This window comes from Paenibacillus polygoni (assembly GCF_030263935.1).
Taxonomy (GTDB): domain Bacteria; phylum Bacillota; class Bacilli; order Paenibacillales; family Paenibacillaceae; genus Paenibacillus; species Paenibacillus polygoni.
In genome coordinates this window covers 3,249,850-3,269,563 of the sequence record NZ_CP127162.1, presented here as the reverse complement: position 1 = coordinate 3,269,563, position 19,714 = coordinate 3,249,850, and the positions used below count along the sequence as shown (strand labels likewise).

Annotated in this window: 20 protein-coding genes; 16 read left to right on the top strand and 4 right to left on the bottom strand. The window is 39.9% G+C overall.

Features of this window, described 5'->3' with window-relative positions:
- Positions 1-447 precede the first annotated feature (447 nt).
- A protein-coding gene (locus QPK24_RS15645) for an IS3 family transposase (protein WP_285742314.1) occupies positions 448-1,781 on the bottom strand; the annotation gives its coding sequence in 2 pieces (ribosomal slippage) (positions 448-1,397 and positions 1,397-1,781; 1,335 coding nt in all).
- A gap of 99 nt (positions 1,782-1,880) precedes the next feature.
- Between QPK24_RS15645 and QPK24_RS15640 the strand changes: the two genes are divergently transcribed.
- On the top strand, positions 1,881-2,807 hold the full coding sequence (locus QPK24_RS15640) for an abortive infection family protein (protein WP_285742617.1): 927 nt from the start codon (positions 1,881-1,883) through the stop codon (positions 2,805-2,807).
- Between the two features lie 731 nt (positions 2,808-3,538).
- Here QPK24_RS15640 and QPK24_RS15635 read toward each other — a convergent pair.
- Positions 3,539-4,282 carry a MerR family transcriptional regulator gene (locus tag QPK24_RS15635; protein ID WP_285742615.1) on the bottom strand — a complete coding sequence of 248 codons (744 nt, stop codon included), beginning with the start codon at positions 4,280-4,282 and terminating at the stop codon, positions 3,539-3,541.
- Positions 4,283-4,371: 89 nt separating this feature from the next.
- Here QPK24_RS15635 and QPK24_RS15630 point away from each other — a divergent pair, with 89 nt between their 5' ends.
- Together QPK24_RS15630 and QPK24_RS15625 are read left to right on the top strand one after the other, a co-directional pair.
- Positions 4,372-5,073 (top strand): CPBP family intramembrane glutamic endopeptidase, encoded by a 702-nt coding sequence (locus QPK24_RS15630; protein ID WP_285742613.1) that lies wholly within the window; start codon positions 4,372-4,374, stop codon positions 5,071-5,073.
- Positions 5,074-5,244: 171 nt separating this feature from the next.
- Positions 5,245-5,667, top strand: coding sequence for a hypothetical protein (locus tag QPK24_RS15625; RefSeq protein ID WP_285742611.1), 423 nt, complete (start codon positions 5,245-5,247; stop codon positions 5,665-5,667).
- Between the two features lie 127 nt (positions 5,668-5,794).
- On the opposite strand, the gene lexA is transcribed toward QPK24_RS15625, so the two are convergent.
- Entirely contained in the window at positions 5,795-6,421 is a 627-nt protein-coding gene (gene lexA, locus QPK24_RS15620; protein WP_160031939.1) for a transcriptional repressor LexA, read from the bottom strand.
- A 178-nt stretch (positions 6,422-6,599) separates the two neighbouring features.
- Between lexA and QPK24_RS15615 the strand changes: the two genes are divergently transcribed.
- The 4 genes from QPK24_RS15615 (at position 6,600) to QPK24_RS15600 (ending at position 9,249) form a co-directional block, all read left to right on the top strand.
- On the top strand, positions 6,600-6,971 hold the full coding sequence (locus QPK24_RS15615) for a LysM peptidoglycan-binding domain-containing protein (protein ID WP_285742607.1): 372 nt from the start codon (positions 6,600-6,602) through the stop codon (positions 6,969-6,971).
- Positions 6,972-7,392: 421 nt separating this feature from the next.
- The gene (locus QPK24_RS15610) at positions 7,393-7,920 is read left to right on the top strand and encodes a hypothetical protein (RefSeq protein WP_285742605.1); all 528 of its coding nucleotides are present in this window, start codon (positions 7,393-7,395) and stop codon (positions 7,918-7,920) included.
- A gap of 29 nt (positions 7,921-7,949) precedes the next feature.
- Positions 7,950-8,735 carry an HAD family hydrolase gene (locus tag QPK24_RS15605; protein WP_285742603.1) on the top strand — a complete coding sequence of 262 codons (786 nt, stop codon included), beginning with the start codon at positions 7,950-7,952 and terminating at the stop codon, positions 8,733-8,735.
- Positions 8,736-8,844: 109 nt separating this feature from the next.
- A complete protein-coding gene (locus tag QPK24_RS15600) occupies positions 8,845-9,249 on the top strand; it encodes a FixH family protein (protein ID WP_285742601.1) in 405 nt (134 codons plus the stop codon).
- A 59-nt stretch (positions 9,250-9,308) separates the two neighbouring features.
- On the opposite strand, the gene QPK24_RS15595 is transcribed toward QPK24_RS15600, so the two are convergent.
- Complete coding sequence (locus QPK24_RS15595; RefSeq protein WP_285742599.1) at positions 9,309-9,851, bottom strand: cupin domain-containing protein; 543 nt, start codon at positions 9,849-9,851, stop codon at positions 9,309-9,311.
- A 198-nt stretch (positions 9,852-10,049) separates the two neighbouring features.
- Here QPK24_RS15595 and metH point away from each other — a divergent pair, with 198 nt between their 5' ends.
- The 9 genes from metH to QPK24_RS15550 all read left to right on the top strand — a co-directional run bounded on the left by metH (position 10,050) and on the right by QPK24_RS15550 (position 19,661).
- Entirely contained in the window at positions 10,050-13,490 is a 3,441-nt protein-coding gene (metH, locus tag QPK24_RS15590; RefSeq protein WP_285742597.1) for a methionine synthase, read from the top strand.
- 82 nt (positions 13,491-13,572) lie between these two features.
- Positions 13,573-14,490, top strand: coding sequence for a ribonuclease Z (gene rnz / locus QPK24_RS15585; RefSeq protein ID WP_285742595.1), 918 nt, complete (start codon positions 13,573-13,575; stop codon positions 14,488-14,490).
- A gap of 156 nt (positions 14,491-14,646) precedes the next feature.
- Positions 14,647-15,429, top strand: a complete 783-nt coding sequence (locus QPK24_RS15580) for a TIGR01457 family HAD-type hydrolase (protein WP_285742593.1) — start codon at positions 14,647-14,649, stop codon at positions 15,427-15,429.
- 53 nt (positions 15,430-15,482) lie between these two features.
- Positions 15,483-16,301, top strand: a complete 819-nt coding sequence (locus QPK24_RS15575) for an Fpg/Nei family DNA glycosylase (RefSeq protein ID WP_285742591.1) — start codon at positions 15,483-15,485, stop codon at positions 16,299-16,301.
- Positions 16,289-17,149, top strand: a complete 861-nt coding sequence (locus QPK24_RS15570) for a deoxyribonuclease IV (RefSeq protein WP_285742589.1) — start codon at positions 16,289-16,291, stop codon at positions 17,147-17,149. The genes QPK24_RS15575 and QPK24_RS15570 overlap by 13 nt, the downstream gene beginning before the upstream one ends.
- Before the next feature lie 27 nt (positions 17,150-17,176).
- On the top strand, positions 17,177-17,521 hold the full coding sequence (locus QPK24_RS15565; RefSeq protein ID WP_285742587.1) for a cyclic-phosphate processing receiver domain-containing protein: 345 nt from the start codon (positions 17,177-17,179) through the stop codon (positions 17,519-17,521).
- On the top strand, positions 17,518-17,835 hold the full coding sequence (locus QPK24_RS15560; RefSeq protein WP_285742585.1) for a thioredoxin family protein: 318 nt from the start codon (positions 17,518-17,520) through the stop codon (positions 17,833-17,835). Before QPK24_RS15565 ends, QPK24_RS15560 begins: the two co-directional genes overlap by 4 nt.
- Positions 17,832-18,605 (top strand): ABC transporter ATP-binding protein, encoded by a 774-nt coding sequence (locus QPK24_RS15555; RefSeq protein ID WP_285742582.1) that lies wholly within the window; start codon positions 17,832-17,834, stop codon positions 18,603-18,605. The genes QPK24_RS15560 and QPK24_RS15555 overlap by 4 nt, the downstream gene beginning before the upstream one ends.
- Positions 18,606-18,611: 6 nt before the next feature.
- The gene (locus QPK24_RS15550; RefSeq protein ID WP_285742580.1) at positions 18,612-19,661 is read left to right on the top strand and encodes a 23S rRNA (cytidine(2498)-2'-O)-methyltransferase RlmM; all 1,050 of its coding nucleotides are present in this window, start codon (positions 18,612-18,614) and stop codon (positions 19,659-19,661) included.
- Positions 19,662-19,714 lie beyond the last annotated feature (53 nt).

The following is a 19,714-nucleotide window of genomic DNA, read 5'->3' as shown; positions in this document are numbered from 1 at the left end:
GGAAAATGATAATTACATAGCATGGGAAGAGAAGTAGAGTCATGAAAGAATTTTAATTATGAGGGATGGGAAAGAGAAACATACATACCAAAATAGCCAATAGATAAGCCGAATTCTAAGTACGGGATGGAGTTGGAGTGTTGATATGGCTTAAAGATTTAAAAGACAATGATATTTTGAAAGTCCCCGAGTGGTGCTCCCGCAGCGTAATGAAGTTCAAAGGTATTGACACTGCTATCTCCGTAAAATTAGTAATTGAAGCAGTGAAATGAGAAATATTAAATATAAAAATTTGTTACTAGAAAGTCACCACATAAGTGAAATGTTTAGTTGCTTGTTGGGTTATTTAATATCTGGTTATAAAATATGAATGAGTGGTATAATTTCATAAAAAAAGGTGATGAGACTAATAAACTGTACCCTTTGTAAAGGACACTTTAAAAAAAGCTAAGCCACTTGAAGGAGATGCTGTCTGTATTTTGCAGGCGGCATCTTCTTTAGGTTCCACTGTCCACGATAATGATTGTAATAGAGCATATAACTTCTCACTTCACGTTTCACATCGTGTAAGGTCTCACAGGTCTTTAAATCGATCTCATCTTTTAAATGTCCAAAGAAAGATTCTTGTGGTGCATTATCCCAACAGTTTCCCCGGCGTGACATAGATTGTCCTAATTTCATTTTCTTTACCAACTTTTGAAACTGGGGATTTGTGTAGTGGAATCCTTGATCTGAATGAATAAATGCATCTTTCGCAAAGTGCGAATGATTGCGTTTTAATTGGCGTAGCGTATTTAAAGCAATATCTAGAGTGATCTTATCAGATATTTCATAGGCTAAAATCTCATTCGTTTCGGCATCTTTTATCGTCGACAAATACGCACGTTTACCGTGAGCGTAGGATAAGTAAGTGATGTCCGTTAATAATACCTTGCCTGCTACACCTTGTTTAAACTGGCGCTGCAAGAGGTTTGGACATGTACGGTGTTCGTGCGTCGCTTTCGCCATCCGACGATAAGGATTCGCTTTTCGGATCGGACAAAATATATTGAACTTCTTCATGATGCGACGAATTCGTTTTAAGTTGTAAATGATATGATATTGATTTTTTAATGTCATTTTAATTTGACGAGCACCTTTCTTTCTTCGACGGAAATGATAGGCTTTTAAAATGATATCTCTTACTTTTTCATCTGCTATATTGCGTACTGTACGCTTTCGTACTGATTTTTCGTGGAAATAATTATAGTAGCCAGAACGAGACACACCGATCGTTTCACACAAATAGTGTACCAAGCGATTTAGCTGATATTTTTCAATGGTCTGACGAATTAATTCAAACTTCTGTTTTGTTACGAGTTTAATTTCTTCTTCAACATCTGCCTTTCGAGTAGATCGAGCTTTTTTAAAAGTTCATTCTCAGCCTGTAATAATCGATTTTTTGCTTCTAGTCGTAAAACCTTTTCTTCTAAACTTAATTCTCGCTCTAAGGGGCGACCAGAGTTTGTTTTTCTTGTATCCTGTAGACCTTCATCTCCATGTTCACGATAAGCTCCACGCCAACGCTTTCCAGCAGAATGGATGCGTTTTATGCCGATTAGCTCAGCGTCTAAGCCAGCTTCTTCAAAAATAGTTCTGGGTAACTTTCCTTTCTTATTTTCATTAATAAATAGTCGTTTAAACTCATCTGTATATGTAATCGCTTTGTTGCTAACAGATCGGACATGAGGATTACGCTTTAGTTGGGCTTGTTCTTTTTCCGTAAATAATCGTTTGGTCATCTTTATTCGCTCCGATGTTTTTTTCTTATTATAAACAAAAGTACCCCACAGGATAGACTTTTTTCAAAGTGTCTACTCTGTAGGGTACAGTTTATAACATTGGGGATTTTTAATATCTTCTCTAAAAGAAATAAAGAAAATCAACAGGCTATATTTAAGCATGACGAACTACCTCACACGTTGAGGGTACAAATAATTCATATTTTACGAGACGCGATTGGTAAATATGCAAAAGGTGCTTATTACCAAAATGAAGCTTCAAATGAAACTTGGGATTTTATTCACAAAGTATTATGTAAGGAGTACGGGGTTTTTTCTTTAAGTACAAAAGGACATAATTCACGCGATTATTGTTTTAATTTTCTACTAGACGAAGACTCAGTTGAAAGAGTTCTTGATATCATTGAAATATCTTTCAGAGTGATAGACATAGTTGTAAGGGATGACCACAGAAATTGGGTAAATAAAGAAATAATTCAAAGTCCAGAGGACGCAATTGAGGAACTCAATAAAAGGTTCCAGGAACATGGCCTTGGTTATCAGTATATTAATCAGAATATAGTTCGTGTAGATTCTGAATATATTTATCATGAGGCTGTTGAACCTGCTGTCAACCTACTTTTTGGAGAAGGATTTGAAGGAGCTTCAGAGGAGTTTATGAAGGCTCACCAACATTTCAAAAAGGGTAATGATAAAGAATCTGTGACTGAAGCATTGAAGGCATTTGAAAGCACCATGAAAACTATTTTTATAAAAAAAGGATGGAACTTGCCATCAAAACAAACAGCAAGTCCTTTAATTTCTGGGTTGTTTGAAAAGGAACTTATCCCTTCTAATCTTCAAACTCAGCTCAATTCGTTAAAGACGACGTTAGAAGGACTTGCAACAATTAGGAACCAGAATACCGGACACGGTCAAGGTGAAAAAAGCGTCAAAATTCCAAGATACCTAGTCGCTTATGCCTTACATTTATGTGCAACGAATATCGTGTTCCTTATTGAGGCATACAAAGAAAAAATGAAATGATAAAATGACTTAATGGTATTATCCCCTCATGGTAGACAGTGGAAAATGAGAACATGTTACAATGAACTCAAACACTGGAGAACCGAAGGGGATTTTTGTTATGCCAGCAAAGAAAGGTTGAAATTTTATTCGATATAGTGAAGAAAAGAAGATAGAGGCTGTCTGTTTGCGAGTAGAAGAAGGTTGGATGTACAGTCGAATCATGGAAAAGTTTAGAATTAGAAGTGAGAGCCAGATTACCACAGGGTTCGTTAAAGCCAAAACGAAGAATTTTATTTTAGTAGTGCTTATTTCCAATACGATGTTTTATTATAAAAGAGAATGTTAGTGTACATAGAATGGAGATTGTTGAAGATAGACTCGATATCTCGAATAAAAGGGAGCACTATAAAATACTTTTTATTCAAAAGTAAATTTATTGAATTATAATCACCTACAATATACTAAAAAAATCACCTGCAAAAATCTGAGAACTATAAAAGATTATGAAGGGTGAAGTAACACAATATCGAATAAACGTATATAGAATAACATTTAAAAAGCCCTTTGATGTTTTGGGTTATACACAGAACGCAAGTACATCAATGTGAACGCGATCAATGTTTGACACTGTACTAAAACTTGAAACCCTTGGTGCCTCTAAGCGTCAAGGGATTTTTTTGGAGAAATGTCTATTGCCATTAGTGCCCACAGAATGACCCCAAAGTTCTGTAGTCTTTATATTTTTTCTGTCATTTCTGTTCCTTCTCTTTTTCTAGAGCACAAGCAATGCAGTTCTCTACAAAGTTCAATACTTCTTCAGATACGGGATATAAACCTGACTCTAATGCAGGCAGCTTCCTGACTTCCCAAAACTTCTCCATCAATTTTTCGTCTCCATTAAAGGTTTCGTGTGACAAATTTATTAACTCGCAGGCAATATCATAACCTTCATCAGATTCAGGTGGGATAGATTGCTGTATACACCGCTCAATTCGGCGTAGTAAAGAAATATACTGCTGAGTAGTTTCGTTGTTACTACTTAGATTGGGGAGAGCACTTTGTAGAAATTCACTTTCGTCATCGTTAAAGTAATTGACCCATTGTTTAGATATAGGCTGTACGTTATGGGCTAGATGAGAAACCTGGTCCCAGGAAAGTGTTCCTTCTAGATCGATCATGTTGATTATGGAAGCGGTGTTAGAAATGCTGCTTTGAAGAGAAGTGAGCTGCTCTTGTAGATAATTATGATGTGCGACTAGAATATGGCGAAAAGAGAGTTTGTTTATTACATTTTGAATGTCTGCTAGTGGTAGTGACAACGATTTAAGAAGAGTTATTTTTTCGAGAGTGAATAGATCTCCTTCTGAATAATGACGACGCCCATTATCTTCCCTATAACTTGGTGTCAAGAGACCGATTTGATCGTAATAACGCAGTGTCCTTACGGAGATGTTCCGCAGTTTGGATACTTGTCCTGTAGTCCATCTATGCATGTTTCTATTTCCTCCTCAAAAAAGCTTGCAGGTAACGTAACGTCACCTAATATCATTGAATTATATCATAGAGGATTGAGGGGTTAAGAATGATTAGAACAGAAATATGGAAGAATACGGAACTGTGGACATGGCGTGAGCTAGCTGCTTTACTTGCTCTTGAATTTGTATTCGTAATGATTGTTATTAAATACGCATTACAGGCATTGTATGAGAAATGGTTAGAGAACACACTTTATTCAGGAACACTTACAGGGCTTACTATTGCGATTACGCTTTTGCTAGGATTGTATTTAATTTCTTTACGACCGAAAAAGTTGACGTGGGCGGATGTAGGAGTGAAAGGATTTCCTGCTAAAGATTGTTGGAGAATCGTGCTCTGGTTATTAGTCCTCATTGTATCCAGTGTAACGGCAGTTTATCTCACGAGCTTTTTTGGAAATACGGTGGACAACAGCAAAACAGAGAGTCTGCAGCAAAATGTCACTATATTTACTTTGATCATAGGTATTGCTTCAGCTGGGATCGTGTCACCAATCTATGAAGAGATATTTTACCGTGGTTTTATATATCAGTGGCTGCGGACTCGTATAAGTATGAGATGGGCGATTGTGATTAGTTCGCTAATCTTTACACTTGCACATTTTCCCACGTTGAATGCCATGCCGGTGAATTTTATTAGTGGAATTGTGTTCGCATGGGCCTACGAACGCACGGGATCGGTCGTGCCTGGTATGATTGTTCATGGAATGTTTAATACAATAGCGGTATTGTTAACAGCAATGGGTTAGAAACATAATTATTTTACGTTGAATACTGATGAATTTATGTATTACGGAATTTATTGGACGAATTAGAATGTTTTTAATAATTGGATACAAGCCAAAATTCCTTGTTATTATTTGAGTACATTTCCTACACATATAAAGGACCGGATGAATTTTAATGTAAAGGGGAATAAAATGGCAATTTTACGAGATATATTTAGCAATGGTACCTATGTTGAATTTAATTTTGTTAAGTGTATTCCAGGTAAATTTGAAGGTTGTCAGCTGAATTTTAAGTATTATCTAAATCATGAAAAAGTACATGACTTCATTTTTGGTTGGACAAATCTCACTATTGAAAATTACATTGAAGTAACAGCGGCTTTTCCGCTGGATATGTTAAATGACTTTATACTAAATAATTTATACATGTCTTTTGAGAATCACCTTTATGGATTGGAGTGGGAAAAGCGGAAAGAGAAAGATACATATCGATTACGATTATATGATTCCAGGATAGCCTGCCAACTGAATGTAACAGATACTGAAGTAAGGAAGTTTGGAAATGAATTAAGAATGGAATGGGAAAAAGGACTTATCAATGATGAGGTAAGTTGATCCTAATGATTAGTAGTGGAGTAAAACGAGAAAAGCAGAGATCTGCGTTATAAGATCTCTGCTTAAGAATATAAGTGCAGTAATTCATTTATATTTAACTATAAAAAACCAAAAAATAAAAAATCAATTAATGAAAATCACGGAAGAGACCAATAACTTTACCTAGTATCGTTACTTTTGTAAGCCGGAGAGGTTCATATGTAGGATTCTCAGGCTGAAGACGAACATGATCTTTTTCTTTGTAGAAAGTCTTCACTGTAGCTTCATCATCTTCCGTCATTGCTACGACAATCTCACCATTGTTAGCCGTTTGCTGCTGACGAACAATGACATAATCCCCATTGACAATACCCGCTTCGATCATACTATCGCCTACTACATTCAACATAAATACTTTCTCTTCTCCAACATATTGCATAGGGAGAGGGAAATAGTCTTCGATATTCTCTGTTGCAGTAATAGGAATACCTGCAGTTACCTTACCAACGACAGGAACTCTGACAACCGTCTGAGCAAACTGGCTTGTCTCATCTAACTCATCATGACTTAACAGCTCGATTGCACGAGGTTTCGTAGGGTCTCTGCGAATTAAACCTTTCTTCTCCAAACGATCCAAGTGTCCGTGAACAGTGGAGCTGGACGCGAGTCCGACAGCTTCACCAATCTCTCTTACGGACGGTGGATATCCTTTTAATCGAACTTCATTTCGTATAAACTCCAAGATTGCTAATTGCCTGCTGGACACCTTCGACATACCGTATCAACTCCACTTTATAACGTTTGGGAAAATTATAGCATAGAACCTCCGTTCGTACAAACGTTAGTTCTAAAATAGAACGAACAATTGTTCTAAAAAGTTATTGTCCAAAACACATGTTCGTGTTATAGTGATCAATATAGAAATGAGAACAAACGTTTGGAGGACGGTTTATATGCTTAAATACAGTACATACAATAGTATCTATAGCAATACTGAAGGAGCTCAGGATCATACTTTGTTTGGTAAGTTATTTCATCAAATGATGGATAATAATAGACGTTTTTTGGTTCGCCTTGTTATTATTCTTAGTGTTTCTTTTTTGTGTCTAACTGGGTTTATGACGGTGCTTACGAGCGCAAGTGAAATTGTTTCCTATCAAGAGTTTGTTGTATCTACAGGGGATTCCTTATGGTCGATTGCTTTAGATCATAAACCGTATCACATGGATACGAGAGAATATATAGATCGAATCAAACAGCTGAATGTGATGGAAACAAGTGATATTCAAACAGGGCAAGTATTAAGTTTACCTCATGTAGAGTAGGGGAAATGCTTTATATACTTTGAGCGTTTCTGAATGTTATCAGTTAAGTTATCTGAATGTTATCTGCTAATTAATGCAGTTCACTTTCATATACAGTTCATTTTATGCTATTTATATCATTTTTTTATGGACGACCGGCAAGGGCGCAATTCACAATTGTGTCCTTTTTTTGTTGTTTACATAACGAGGTTCAGCCATACAGGTATATACCTTGACAACCCTTTATTTACATGGCAAAGTTAAGTAGATTGTGCTTTTTTAAGGGGAGCAATTTAGAGGAAGGATGATAGTTTCCTTTATACTAAACTCATATTATTCCCGTGATAAAAGTATAGGTTTAATCATAGTTATGAGTGGAAAGTTAGTATATAACTACCATGATAGAATAACTGCAATGTACAGATTTTAAAGGGGGATTTTCATGGCAAGTTCATTTGAAAGAGCAGTCAAAAGGAATCAACAGAAAGTAAATAAGAACCGCAAAAAAAAGGGACAACCCGTCCTTGGTTCCGGAGTAGAAAATGAAGATATTTTCAAAGGAAGAGCCTTTATCTTTCCTTTCGTACTCGTCGTACTTGCTTTTATGTTCCTAACACTCAGCGGTGTTACAAAAGACGGTGTGTCTGGTTTTGATTGGTTTGTATTTGTCCTTTATATTGGACTTGCACTAATGTACTTCTTACGCCGTCCTTATCTTAAAGTAGGGAAAAAACGGATTAAGACCATTAAGCTGAGCAGAGAACGTTCACTTGGTGTAGAAGACATTAAGCGCATTGTGGTAGATAAAGGTTCGATCATTATTGAACACAACGCTAAAGGCAGTAACTGGGCTTTCAGCCGTTTGCTTAATTTGTATGATACTGACGCAATGGGCGAAAGACTCATTACCTTTGCACAGACACATCAGATTCCGGTAGAGGATAAGAAAGCTCTTAAAGAAGCTAAATAAATCGATCAACTCTAGGGGGAGAGAGCAAGATGTCAATTAAAGCAGTAATGTTCGACTTGGATGATACCCTGCTGTGGGATGAAAAAAGTGTAGAAGAAGCTTTCTACGAAACATGTCTCTATGCCTCAAAAAAATGCGGTGTAGATCCTCATGAACTTGAAGTATCGGTAAGAGATGAAGCTAGAAAGCTGTATGAATCTTATGAAACATATCCATTTACGAAACTGATTGGCATCAATCCCTTTGAGGGACTATGGGCGAAATTTAATGCCGGGGAACAGCCAGAATTTAGAAAGCTCGAACAATTAGTACCCGGATATCGTAAAGACGCTTGGACAAACGGTCTTGCGGCACTTGGTGTGAATGATAGTGAACTAGGTGCAGAGTTAGCTGACAAATTTGGTGAAGAGAGAAGATCTCGTCCTTATATGTATGATGAAACTCTCGAAGTTCTAACCGAGCTGAAAGGTAAAGTGAAGCTGCTGCTGCTCACCAATGGATGTCCTTCTTTACAGCAAGAGAAGCTCGATGGTGTTCCTGATTTGGTCCCTTATTTTGATCACATTATTATTTCTGGGCAGTTTGGTAAAGGAAAGCCGGATGCTTCGATATTCCATCATGCTTTATCCCAGCTTGATGTGTCTGCTGAGGAGGCGTTAATGGTCGGGGACAAGCTGACTACTGATATTAAGGGTGCGCTCTCCGCAGGAATTAAAGCTGTTTGGATTAACCGTAATGGAAAAACAAACGACCAATCTTTTAACCCTGATGTTGAAATTAAACATCTTACCGAAATTTACGAACTATTATCATAAAAGAACAACTTCAGATTCTACTTCCATGAACCGCTTGGCTGTTTGATTAAAACAGAAGCGGTTTTCTTTTATCTACATACCATAAAAATCGAAGAGAGGATTTATAAAGATGAGACGATTCATTGTACTACTATGTTCTACGATGATCTTTCTTATGTTATTAAGCGGATGCCAAAAGGATAAAAACGAATTTACGCAAATGGAATTGTCCCATCCCATAAACGTAGAACTCGTTGTTCCTGAAGAGGAAGCAGTAACGGTCGCTGACCTTGTACAATTGGAAGCCATCGTTACTCAGCAAGATGAATACATAGATGATGCAGATGATGTAACATTTGAAATTTCGTTAGAAGGCAGCATGGGACTAGAAGTGGCGGCGACATACGAAGGGGAAGGGAAATATACCGCAGTTTATCAGTTCCCGGTTGAAGGAGTATATAAAGTTATTTCTCATGTAACAGCGAGAGGGATGCACTCCATGCCATCGAAACAAGTAGAAGTTACTGAAGAATAGTCATAAAAAACCACCCTTGGAGTGATTTCTCAGGGTGGTATATTTGCTTATCATATGAGTTAGGCCTTGATAAAGCTAGGATCTGGGTACGGATCTGCAACCCAGCCATTCTGTTCAATAAACAATCGAACAGCGATGATTTGTTTGTTATCCATAAGTGTAAAGAAGTGAGGGGTATTTTCAGGAACAGAAATGACATCACCTGGCTCAAGCTCTACGTTGAAGTAGCCTGTTTGTTCGTCACCTTTAATGATAAAGATCCCTTTACCAGAAATGATGGCACGAATCTCGTCTTCTGCATGTGTATGAATTTCTTCAAACTTGGCAAGCTTTTCTTCCAGATCAGGAGTGGCTTCTGACAGCGTGATGATATCCCAAATCTGATAACCTCGGCGGGCAGCCAAATCTTTAATTTCGGTATCGTAAACATCTAGGATCTGTTGTTTTTCTTCTTCATTTAATACAAATTTATGATGAAGTTCAGCTGGAAGTTTGGAAGTATCCCATTTTTCAAAAAGTACTTCATATTGTTTGAGGAAGGAACGAACATTATCTTCGCCTGTGATTCTTTCGTTCGTGTTTCGTATTAAGATTTCTGCCATGTATTTTCCCTCTTTTCCACTTGGTTTAATTGCTATTATAGCGAATCCTCACCTTTTTGTCGATTGACTTTTTGTCAATTATCCTAATTATTATCCTAAATACATTGTTGTGACGCATTTCTTCGCCTCCCAAATCTCCTTTCATAAAAATACCTTTTCTGCTAAAATTAGACGTAACGTTTGGCGGGAGGTATAGGAGTGGATAAAATCAGTTTGCAAGAGTTATTACAGAAGCGAATATTGATCTTAGATGGTGCTATGGGCACTATGATTCAACAGGAAGAATTGACTTCGGAAGACTTTGGCGGGGAAGAACTGGATGGATGCAATGAAATGTTAGTGCTCACAAGGCCTGACATCATCCAGACGATACACGAACGTTACCTTGAAGCGGGTGCGGACCTTATTGAAACAAACACCTTTGGTGCAACTTCTGTGGTTTTGGCAGAATATGATATACAAGATCGGGCGAGAGAAATCAATCTGATTGCTGCAAAGCTGGCAAGAGCGGCTGTAGATAAATACAGTACTCCCGAGTCTCCGCGTTATGTGGTCGGTGCCATGGGTCCAACCACTAAGACTTTATCTGTAACAGGCGGAGTAACATTTAATGAACTTATTGCAACTTATGAAGAACAGGCTCTAGCGCTGATTGATGGAGGCGTGGATGCTCTTCTCCTTGAAACATGCCAAGATACACTGAACGTAAAAGCAGCGAGTATTGGAATTCGTAATGCTTTTGAAGCTCGTAAAATAACACTGCCAATTATGATATCCGGTACCATTGAACCTATGGGTACGACGCTGGCAGGTCAAAATATAGAATCTTTTTATGTCTCTTTAGAACATTTGAGTCCCATATCGATTGGTCTCAACTGTGCGACAGGTCCAGAATTCATGAGGGATCATATCCGTACTCTTTCTGCTATGTCAAGCGCTGCAGTGAGTTGTTATCCAAATGCAGGTCTGCCAGATGAGAATGGTCACTACCATGAATCCCCTGAGTCTTTAGCTGTGAAAATTGCTGCCTTTGCGGAGCAAGGATGGCTTAACATTGCCGGAGGATGCTGCGGAACCACTCCGGAACATATCCGTGCATTAAAGACCAAGCTGGATTTGATTGAACCTCGTCCGCTAACGGGTACACACCCTCCGGCAATCTCGGGGATTGATCCTGTTTATATCGAACAAGATAATCGCCCTTATATGGTAGGGGAACGTACAAATGTACTGGGATCACGAAAATTTAAGCGACTCATTTTCGAAGGGAAGTATGAAGAAGCTTCTGAAGTTGCTCGCGCCCAGGTTAAGAATGGAGCCCAAGTTGTTGATATCTGTGTACAAGACCCTGACCGTGATGAGGCAGAGGATATGCGCAAGTTTTTAGAGCTGGTTGTGAAAAAAGTGAAAGTTCCGTTAATGATTGATACAACCGATGCGGATGTCATTGATCTATCTTTACAGTACTCTCAGGGTAAAGCTATTATCAACTCTATAAATTTAGAAGATGGTGAAGAAAAGTTTGAAAAAGTAACACCTATTCTACGAAAATATGGCGGAGCGGTCGTGGTAGGTACAATAGACGAGCGAGGACAGGCGATTACCCGTGAAGATAAGCTTGAAGTAGCGAAGCGTTCGTATGATCTGCTAGTCAATAAATATCATCTGCGTCCTGAAGATATTATTTTTGATACCCTTGTTTTCCCTGTTGGTACAGGAGATGAACAGTATATTGGTTCTGCTGGAGAGACGATTGAAGGAATCCGTCTGATCAAAGAAGCACTGCCTGAAGCGCATACGATTTTGGGTGTTAGTAACGTTTCATTTGGTCTGCCGGAAGCGGGTAGAGAAGTCCTGAACTCTGTATTTTTGTACGAATGTACAAAGGCGGGTCTTGATTATGCGATTGTAAACACAGAGAAGGTAGAACGTTATGCTTCAATTACGCCAGAGGATAGAAAATTGGCAGAAGATCTGATCTACCGGACCAGTGATGAGACGTTAGCTGCTTTTGTAGCGGCTTTTCGTAATAAAAAAGTAGAGAAAAAAGAAAAAATCTCGAATCTTTCCCTAGAAGAGCGTCTTGCAACTTATGTTGTTGAAGGCAGCAAAGAAGGTCTTATTCCGGATTTAGAACTCGCGAGAGCGAAATACAGCCCCCTTCAGATCATCAATGGCCCTTTAATGAAGGGGATGGAAGAAGTCGGGAGACTGTTTAACAACAATGAGCTGATTGTTGCTGAAGTGCTCCAAAGCGCAGAAGTGATGAAAGCTTCGGTATCCTACCTCGAACAATTTATGCAGAAGAACGAAACTTCTGTAAAAGGAAAAATCATGCTCGCCACTGTAAAAGGTGATGTACATGACATTGGAAAAAATCTAGTGGAGATCATTCTAGCTAATAACGGTTACCAGATTGTGAATTTGGGTATAAAAGTACCACCGGAACGTATTATCGAGTCTTTCCGTGAAGAGAAAGTGGATGCAATTGGTCTATCGGGATTACTTGTGAAATCTGCACAACAAATGGTGATGACTGCACAGGATTTACGAAATGCGGGTATTGACGTACCTATTATGGTTGGAGGCGCAGCGCTTACTCGCAAATTTACTAGAACCCGGATCAGACCTGAATATAATGGGATGGTTCTCTATGCTAAAGATGCGATGGATGGTCTTGATATTGCAAATAAACTGATGGATCCTGCGAGCAGAGAAGTGATGGTTATGGAGATGAAGCAAGAACAAGAAGCGGAAGCAAGTGCAGCAGATAAAGTGGTCTCTCTTCCTAAACTTACTCGGGTGGAACGTTCCAAGATATCAGCAGATGCTCCTGTATATCAGCCGCCTGATCTTATTAGACACACGCTTCGTAATTATCCAATTGGACATATTCTTCCTTATGTGAACATGCAGATGCTGCTGGGTCATCATTTGGGGCTTAAAGGCAATGTAGAACAATTGCTTGCAGCAGGTGACCCCAAGGCGGTTCAGCTGAAGCAAACGGTTGATGAAATTATGGACCTTGCTGTACGAGATGGGATTATTAAAGCGAATGCCATATATCGATTTTTCCCAGCTCAGTCTAAAGGAAACGAAATTTTTATCTATAACCCAGAAGATCATACCCAAGTATTACACACGTTTGAGTTCCCTCGTCAAAAGGTCGAACCACATTTGTGTCTCGCGGACTTTCTGAAACCCGTAGAATCCGGTACAATGGATTATGTCGGTTTTCTCGTGGTAACTGCAGGACATGGAATTTCGGAGCTCGCACAGGCTTGGAAAGAAAAAGGCGATTACTTGAGATTTCATGCTTTGCAGTCGATTGCATTAGAAGTGGCAGAAGGACTTGCAGAACGTATTCATCATATAATGCGTGATACTTGGGGATTTTCAGATCCTCCTGAAATGACGATGAAACAGCGTCTAGGAGCCAGGTATCAAGGAATCAGGGTATCGTTCGGTTACCCGGCTTGTCCTGATCTTGAAGATCAAGGTCCTCTGTTTGAACTAATGCATCCGGAAGATATCGGGGTAGAACTAACCGAAGGATTTATGATGGAACCGGAAGCTTCGGTTTCAGCGATGGTGTTCAGCCATCCGGAGGCACAATATTTTAACGTGGAAAAAGCGTGAAAATGTAGAACAAAGTAAGGAATCCTCCGATCCTAAATCGGGGGATTTTTATCATTCATAGAGTCAGATGAGGTGTAACATTATGGAATTATATTTTTTAGGAACAAATGCTGGCGTACCGTCGCTGCAGCGCAACGTAACTTCGATTGCACTGCGTCTGATGGAGGAACGCCGGTCGATGTGGCTGTTTGACTGCGGGGAAGGCACACAGCATCAATTTTTGAAATCACCCCTTAAACTGAGTAAGCTTGAAAAGATCTTTATTACTCATCTACACGGTGATCATATCTTTGGTTTACCTGGTTTATTGTCAAGCAGAGCCTACCAAGGCGGTGTAACACCGCTTACGATCTATGGCCCGCCGGGGATTCGTAAATACGTGGAGACTTCACTGGAGCTTAGTCAGTCCCGTGTGAATTATGAACTGAACATCGTGGAACATGAGGGCGGCATTATTTTTGAAGATGATATGTTTGTAGTGGAGTCGGCGTTCCTTGAACATCGGATTGATAGTTACGGCTACCGAATTATGGAAAAGGATCGCCCTGGCAGCATTGATCCTTCGAAACTTGCCGTGCACGGGCTTAAACCAGGTCCACTTTTTGGAAGACTCAAACGAGGCGAAAGCATCGAACTTGAAGATGGGGTTATCGTTCATCCGGAAGATGTACTTGGCTCACCGAAACCGGGAAAAGTCATTACTATTCTAGGCGATACAAGACCTACTCCAAATGTGGTACCTTTATCGGCAGGTGCTGATGTCGTTGTCCATGAAGCTACTTTTTTGCATGAACTTGCGTCTACAGCCCACGAATATTATCATAGTACAGCCCTTCAAGCTGCTGAGGCGGCAAAAGAAGCGGGTGCAGGCAGACTGATTTTGACTCATTTCAGCTCAAGATACAAAGATGCAGAACATCTGGAGCCACTGCTCTTGGAGGCACAGTCTGTATTTCCAAACACAAGACTTGCTATGGAGCATGAGTTAATCCAAATCTGATTTATAAGGCTTTATAAACTAGTTACACTGGCAAAATAAGACATGCAAATTGTCTGTTATTTCTGCTTTGCAATCCTCTTAAAAAGATTGTACGATGGGCATAATGCTTATTTATATAAGAATATGAACTTGTCTTTTGAAAGGAGTACGACAGCTATGAATTCACCTAAAGCTTATTTGTTAGACTTAGACGGAACAATCTATCACGGAAAACATCGTATTGATGGAGCAGATTTGCTGATACAGCATTTAAAAAACTCCAACATACCTTACCTATACGTAACGAATAATTCATCAAGAACACCAGAAGGAGTAGCAGAACATCTGCGATCTCTTGGAATAGAAGCGAGTGGAGAAGAAGTGTGTACATCTGCGGTGGCAGCGGCTGAATATGTAGCTTCTGAATCACCTGGTGCCAAGGTCGCATTTATTGGTGAAGATGGACTGGAGCAAGCACTCATCTCTGCAGGACTTCATATTACCGAAGAATCACCAGAGTACGTAATTCAGGGTATTGACCGTGAATTTACATATGAAAAGCTGACAAAAGCGCTTCGCTGGATTATGGGAGGGGCCAAATTCATTTTAACTAACCCCGATCTACAGCTGCCAGCAGACGATGGTCTGACACCGGGCGCAGGAACTTTGGGAGCAGCTATTGAAGCCGCATCGGGTGTGAAACCTGTCGTGATCGGAAAACCTTCCAGCATTCTTATGAAGCATGCGATTGATCGTCTGGGTCTTCCTGCTAGCGAGGTTGCAGTGATTGGAGACAATATGCGAACGGATATCGCTGCTGGAGAAGCGGCTGGATGCCGTTCCATTCTCGTACTAACCGGAGTGACGACGGAAGCTAACCTAGAGACTCACATGCGCGCTACAGGCATTAAACCAAATGAGATTCATAAAAATCTTCATGATTTGATAACCACCATCTAACTAGAACATAGAATAAACTATTTATATAGCATCAAGGGAAGGAAGAGGTTCATATGCCGGAATTACCGGAGATGGAGAACTACCGAAAGTTATTATCGGAACGAATACTGGATCAATCCATTACAAACGTTACCGTTAGCCGAGAAAAATCAATTAATGTAACTCCAGAAGTTTTTGAAAAAGAACTTGTAAATGAGCGGATTGTTTATATCGAGCGCAGGGGTAAACATTTGATTTTTCATATGAGCACGGGTAAAAGACTTGTACTGCATCTCATGCTTGGAGGCATACTTTATATCGGAACAGAACAAGAGCGTCCAAAACGGTCAACTCAAGTGGAAATTGAATTTGGTGAAGTCGTTCTTTATTTTATCGGCCTGAGACTCGGTTATCTTCACTTATTGAGTGCTAAAGAGACGGATGAGCTCATGTCTGATCTTGGACCCGAACCTCTTGACTATCGTTTTACGTTAGAAAAGTTCAAAGAACGATTAAAAGGTAGAAGAGGTACGATAAAAACAACACTTGTGAATCAGCGTGTTATTGCGGGAATTGGGAACTGTTATTCCGATGAAATCGCTTTTGCTGCCAGTCTAAGACCTGATACGAAAATACAAGATGTTCTTCTTAACGAGGATGCTTTATCAAGACTCTATCATGCGATCCAATCTGTTCTGCGCGAAGCGACTGCAGGCGGGGGTTACATGGAAATGCCGCTGTATGCAGGTGACGAATTGACAGGAAAGTATGATGAACAGTGCCGTGTCTACGACCGAGAGGGTGAGACCTGCACGAGATGTAACGAGGGGATCATTAATAAAGTGGAGATTACCGGGAAGAAAGCTTTTTTCTGCCCCGTATGTCAGCATTGACCCTTAACTTATATATAGGTAGTCACGTAAGTACTCGCGGGGGTTATTCGAAAGCAGCTCAAAGAGCATTTGATATGGGAGCGAGTGCGTTTCAGTACTTTCCGAAAAATCCTCGAGGACTTCGTGTGAAAAATTTTGATATGACAGAAGCAATGCGTTGCAAAGCTTTCTGTATAAAATATGGGCTTCGATCTATCGCACACTCTCCCTATCCTACGAATCCCGCTCTAGGTCGTAGCAAAGGGGATAGTCATTACCAAGGAATGATAGCTTCTTTACAAAATGATCTACACATTGCGGAAGCTTGTGGTTCAGCGGGTGTTGTCGTTCATTTTGGTCATGTGAAGATGAGTGATCCGCTTGTGGGGTATCGTCACGTTATTCAGTTTTTAGACGATGTTCTAACGGGCTGGGAAGGCAAATCTAAGATTTTAATCGAAAATCAAGCAGGGGATCATGGTCCTATGGGTACAACGATCGAAGAAATGGTGCAAATACGTAACTTGTCCCGATACGCTGACTCGATTGGTTTTTGTTTAGATACTTGTCATGCCTATGCGAGCGGTCTTTGGAACGGATCAGAAGATCCAGAACTGTTTGAAAAAGGACAAAGTCTAGGTTATTTTGATGCGCTTGTTGCCATTCATGTGAATGATTCAAAGTATGGATATCGTTCTAATAAAGACCGCCATGAACGAGTGGGTAAAGGATATATAGGGGAGAAAGGACTTGCCTGGCTGTTACAGCAAAAAGACGTGAAGGGCTCGATATGGGTACTGGAAACGGAAACAGGTGAAGATGGAACTCATCAGGAAGACATAGAGTTAATCCGAACTTGGTTAACTTGAAAGCTGTTTTAGGAAGGTGAGGGGAGAATGAACTTATTTCTGGATGATTATCGAACATGTCCGCCTGGATTTACCCTTGCAAGGGATGTAGAAGAGTGTAAGCTGCTTCTTATTGAATATGATGTAAATATTTTATCCTTGGATTATGATCTAGGTTATGGAAATCCAACGGGTCTTGACATTGCTTCATTTATCGTGAATAAGCAGATGTATCCGAATGTAATTTATTTGCATACTTCAAGCGATGCTGGACGAAGAGCAATGTATGAATTACTATACATGAATAAGCCGGATCGTACAGAAGTTCATAATGGCCCTATGCCGCAGGAGCTGCTTGAACAAATTGCGCAAACATCGAGAATCAAACAATGATACCTATTGAACAGAATGAAATACTGCGAATGGCATGGGAAGGGAAAGCCTTTGCTCTGTATGTGTATACTCCTTTATGCGGCACTTGTCAGGCGGGTTTGCGGATGCTTGAAGTGGCAGAGTATCTCTTGCCAGAAGGAATCCTCTATGAAGCAAATATAACAGATATACAGAACGTGGTTCAGCAATATCAGATTACGAGTGTACCTGCTTTACTATTGTTTAGCGGAGAGAAGCAACTTCCGACTCACATTTATAAAATGGAATCGGCTCAGCATTTGTTGAATCAAATCAGGAGGGTGGTATCTTCATGATTGGGATGCAAAATGTATCACTTCAGCGCGGTGACAAGCTTATACTAGATGATGTAAACATTCAAATGGGTAAAGATGAAAACTGGGTCATTTTAGGAAGAAACGGAAGCGGAAAAACGACGATTCTTGAAATGATGATGGGTTATTTGTTCCCAACGAAAGGGAAAGTGAATGTACTTGATTATACCTATGGAGAATGTGACGTCCGTGAAGTCCGTAAAGAAATCGGCTACATTAGTCAAACATTAATAGAAAAGCTGGCGTTAAAAGATCCAGTATGGGAAGTAGTCGCTACCGGAGCTTACGCTTTTTTGCGTTTCTATCAGCACATCCCGGATGAAGTAAAAGAAGAAGCACATGCCAAACTTGCGGATATCGGATTTGCCCATCTGGCACAGCAGCCTTTTGGAACGTTATCACAAGGGGAACGTAAAAAAGTACTCCTGGCCAGGTCGCTTATGGCCCATCCCAAACTATTAATTATGGACGAGCCCTGTGCTGGACTAGATCTGTACGAGCGGGAGAATATGTTACAGGCCGTAGATAATCTAAGAAAGCAAGATATTGCGATTGTGTATGTAACACATCATATTGAAGAGATTATGCCCTTATTTACTCATATTGTGCTTATCAAAGATGGGAAGGTCGCTGCGGCGGGTCCTAAAAAAGAAGTATTAACAAAAGAAACAATAATGGAAACGTACGGAATTTCTGTGGAGCTGGATTGGTTTCATGAACGCCCTTGGATACGAGTATGCAGTGGAGGTTAATAAGAATTGAGTAATCAAGAACAGACGGCAGAAGGAATCACAACCCGTTTTATATGTACAGCAAACCATGGATTTGCTCCTTATGCACAAGAAGAACTTCGGAGAATGTTTGGTACCGTAAAAAGTACAATGCTTGTCTCTGGTGAAGTGTTTTTAGCTACTTTGTCAGCACCTCAGGGAGAAGTTACAGAGCTTCTGTATCAAACGCCTCCCATTTTTCTAAGGCATTTATTCCCTATCCACTTTGAAGTGGGGATGGACGATCAAGACCATGCTTATGATCAGTTATTTCGGTTTTTACTGAATCATAGTGCACTGCAAGAAGGCACATTCAGTCTGCAGGTAAGAAAGACAGAACGAAGCCATTACGAAGGAACTTCCGGTGCATTTAAACAGCATATCTTACAAGGCATTGAACTTCTCCCTGCGCAGCACGTGGTGCAGGATGCGGATCTTATTGTATCTGTATATCTTACAGAGGAACGTTTGTATGCAGGTGTATCCTGTGCGGCAGATAATCTGTCGGACTGGAATGGAGGAGCTGTTCGCTTTCAAAAGGAAGAGGGACAGATCTCAAGAGCTAAATTCAAACTGCTTGAGGCTGAGAAGACATTAGGAATTCCTTTTTCATCATTTCATCATGCAGTGGATATCGGTGCAGCACCAGGAGGATGGACTTCCTTCTTGCTGGAAAGAGGGCTTAAGGTTACCGCAGTTGATCCTGCCAAAATGAATCCAGTTCTTCTTAAGAACCCTAATCTTAAATATGTATCTAAAAATGCGGGAGATGTAAAATTTAAGGAAAATGAATTTGATCTTCTTGTATGTGATATGAGCTGGAGTCCAAAACTGATGGCGAGATTAGTTACCGATTTACTTTACAGCTTACGACCTGGCGGTACTGCTGTCGTCACTGTAAAGCTAATGCATAAAAAACCAATGGCGCTGATTAAGGAAGTAACCCAAATGTTTGAAGATTCTCGAATGCAGATTCAGCGTGCTAAGCAGCTATTTCACAATCGGGACGAGATTACGTTATATATGATTAAGTATTAAACGGTGGTAAAGGGACATGTCTAGATAAACATATGCCTTTTACCCTATAAAAT

Bases quoted from the DNA above. Each gene is read 5' to 3' on its own strand.
- QPK24_RS15635 (WP_285742615.1), bottom strand. From the start codon at position 4,282: ATGCATAGATGGACTACAGGACAAGTATCCAAACTGCGGAACATCTCC.
- QPK24_RS15630 (WP_285742613.1), top strand. From the start codon at position 4,372: ATGATTAGAACAGAAATATGGAAGAATACGGAACTGTGGACATGGCGT.
- QPK24_RS15625 (WP_285742611.1), top strand. From the start codon at position 5,245: ATGGCAATTTTACGAGATATATTTAGCAATGGTACCTATGTTGAATTT.
- lexA (WP_160031939.1), bottom strand. From the start codon at position 6,421: ATGTCGAAGGTGTCCAGCAGGCAATTAGCAATCTTGGAGTTTATACGA.
- QPK24_RS15615 (WP_285742607.1), top strand. From the start codon at position 6,600: ATGCTTAAATACAGTACATACAATAGTATCTATAGCAATACTGAAGGA.
- QPK24_RS15610 (WP_285742605.1), top strand. From the start codon at position 7,393: ATGGCAAGTTCATTTGAAAGAGCAGTCAAAAGGAATCAACAGAAAGTA.
- QPK24_RS15605 (WP_285742603.1), top strand. From the start codon at position 7,950: ATGTCAATTAAAGCAGTAATGTTCGACTTGGATGATACCCTGCTGTGG.
- QPK24_RS15600 (WP_285742601.1), top strand. From the start codon at position 8,845: ATGAGACGATTCATTGTACTACTATGTTCTACGATGATCTTTCTTATG.
- QPK24_RS15595 (WP_285742599.1), bottom strand. From the start codon at position 9,851: ATGGCAGAAATCTTAATACGAAACACGAACGAAAGAATCACAGGCGAA.
- rnz (WP_285742595.1), top strand. From the start codon at position 13,573: ATGGAATTATATTTTTTAGGAACAAATGCTGGCGTACCGTCGCTGCAG.
- QPK24_RS15580 (WP_285742593.1), top strand. From the start codon at position 14,647: ATGAATTCACCTAAAGCTTATTTGTTAGACTTAGACGGAACAATCTAT.
- QPK24_RS15575 (WP_285742591.1), top strand. From the start codon at position 15,483: ATGCCGGAATTACCGGAGATGGAGAACTACCGAAAGTTATTATCGGAA.
- QPK24_RS15570 (WP_285742589.1), top strand. From the start codon at position 16,289: ATGTCAGCATTGACCCTTAACTTATATATAGGTAGTCACGTAAGTACT.
- QPK24_RS15565 (WP_285742587.1), top strand. From the start codon at position 17,177: ATGAACTTATTTCTGGATGATTATCGAACATGTCCGCCTGGATTTACC.
- QPK24_RS15560 (WP_285742585.1), top strand. From the start codon at position 17,518: ATGATACCTATTGAACAGAATGAAATACTGCGAATGGCATGGGAAGGG.
- QPK24_RS15555 (WP_285742582.1), top strand. From the start codon at position 17,832: ATGATTGGGATGCAAAATGTATCACTTCAGCGCGGTGACAAGCTTATA.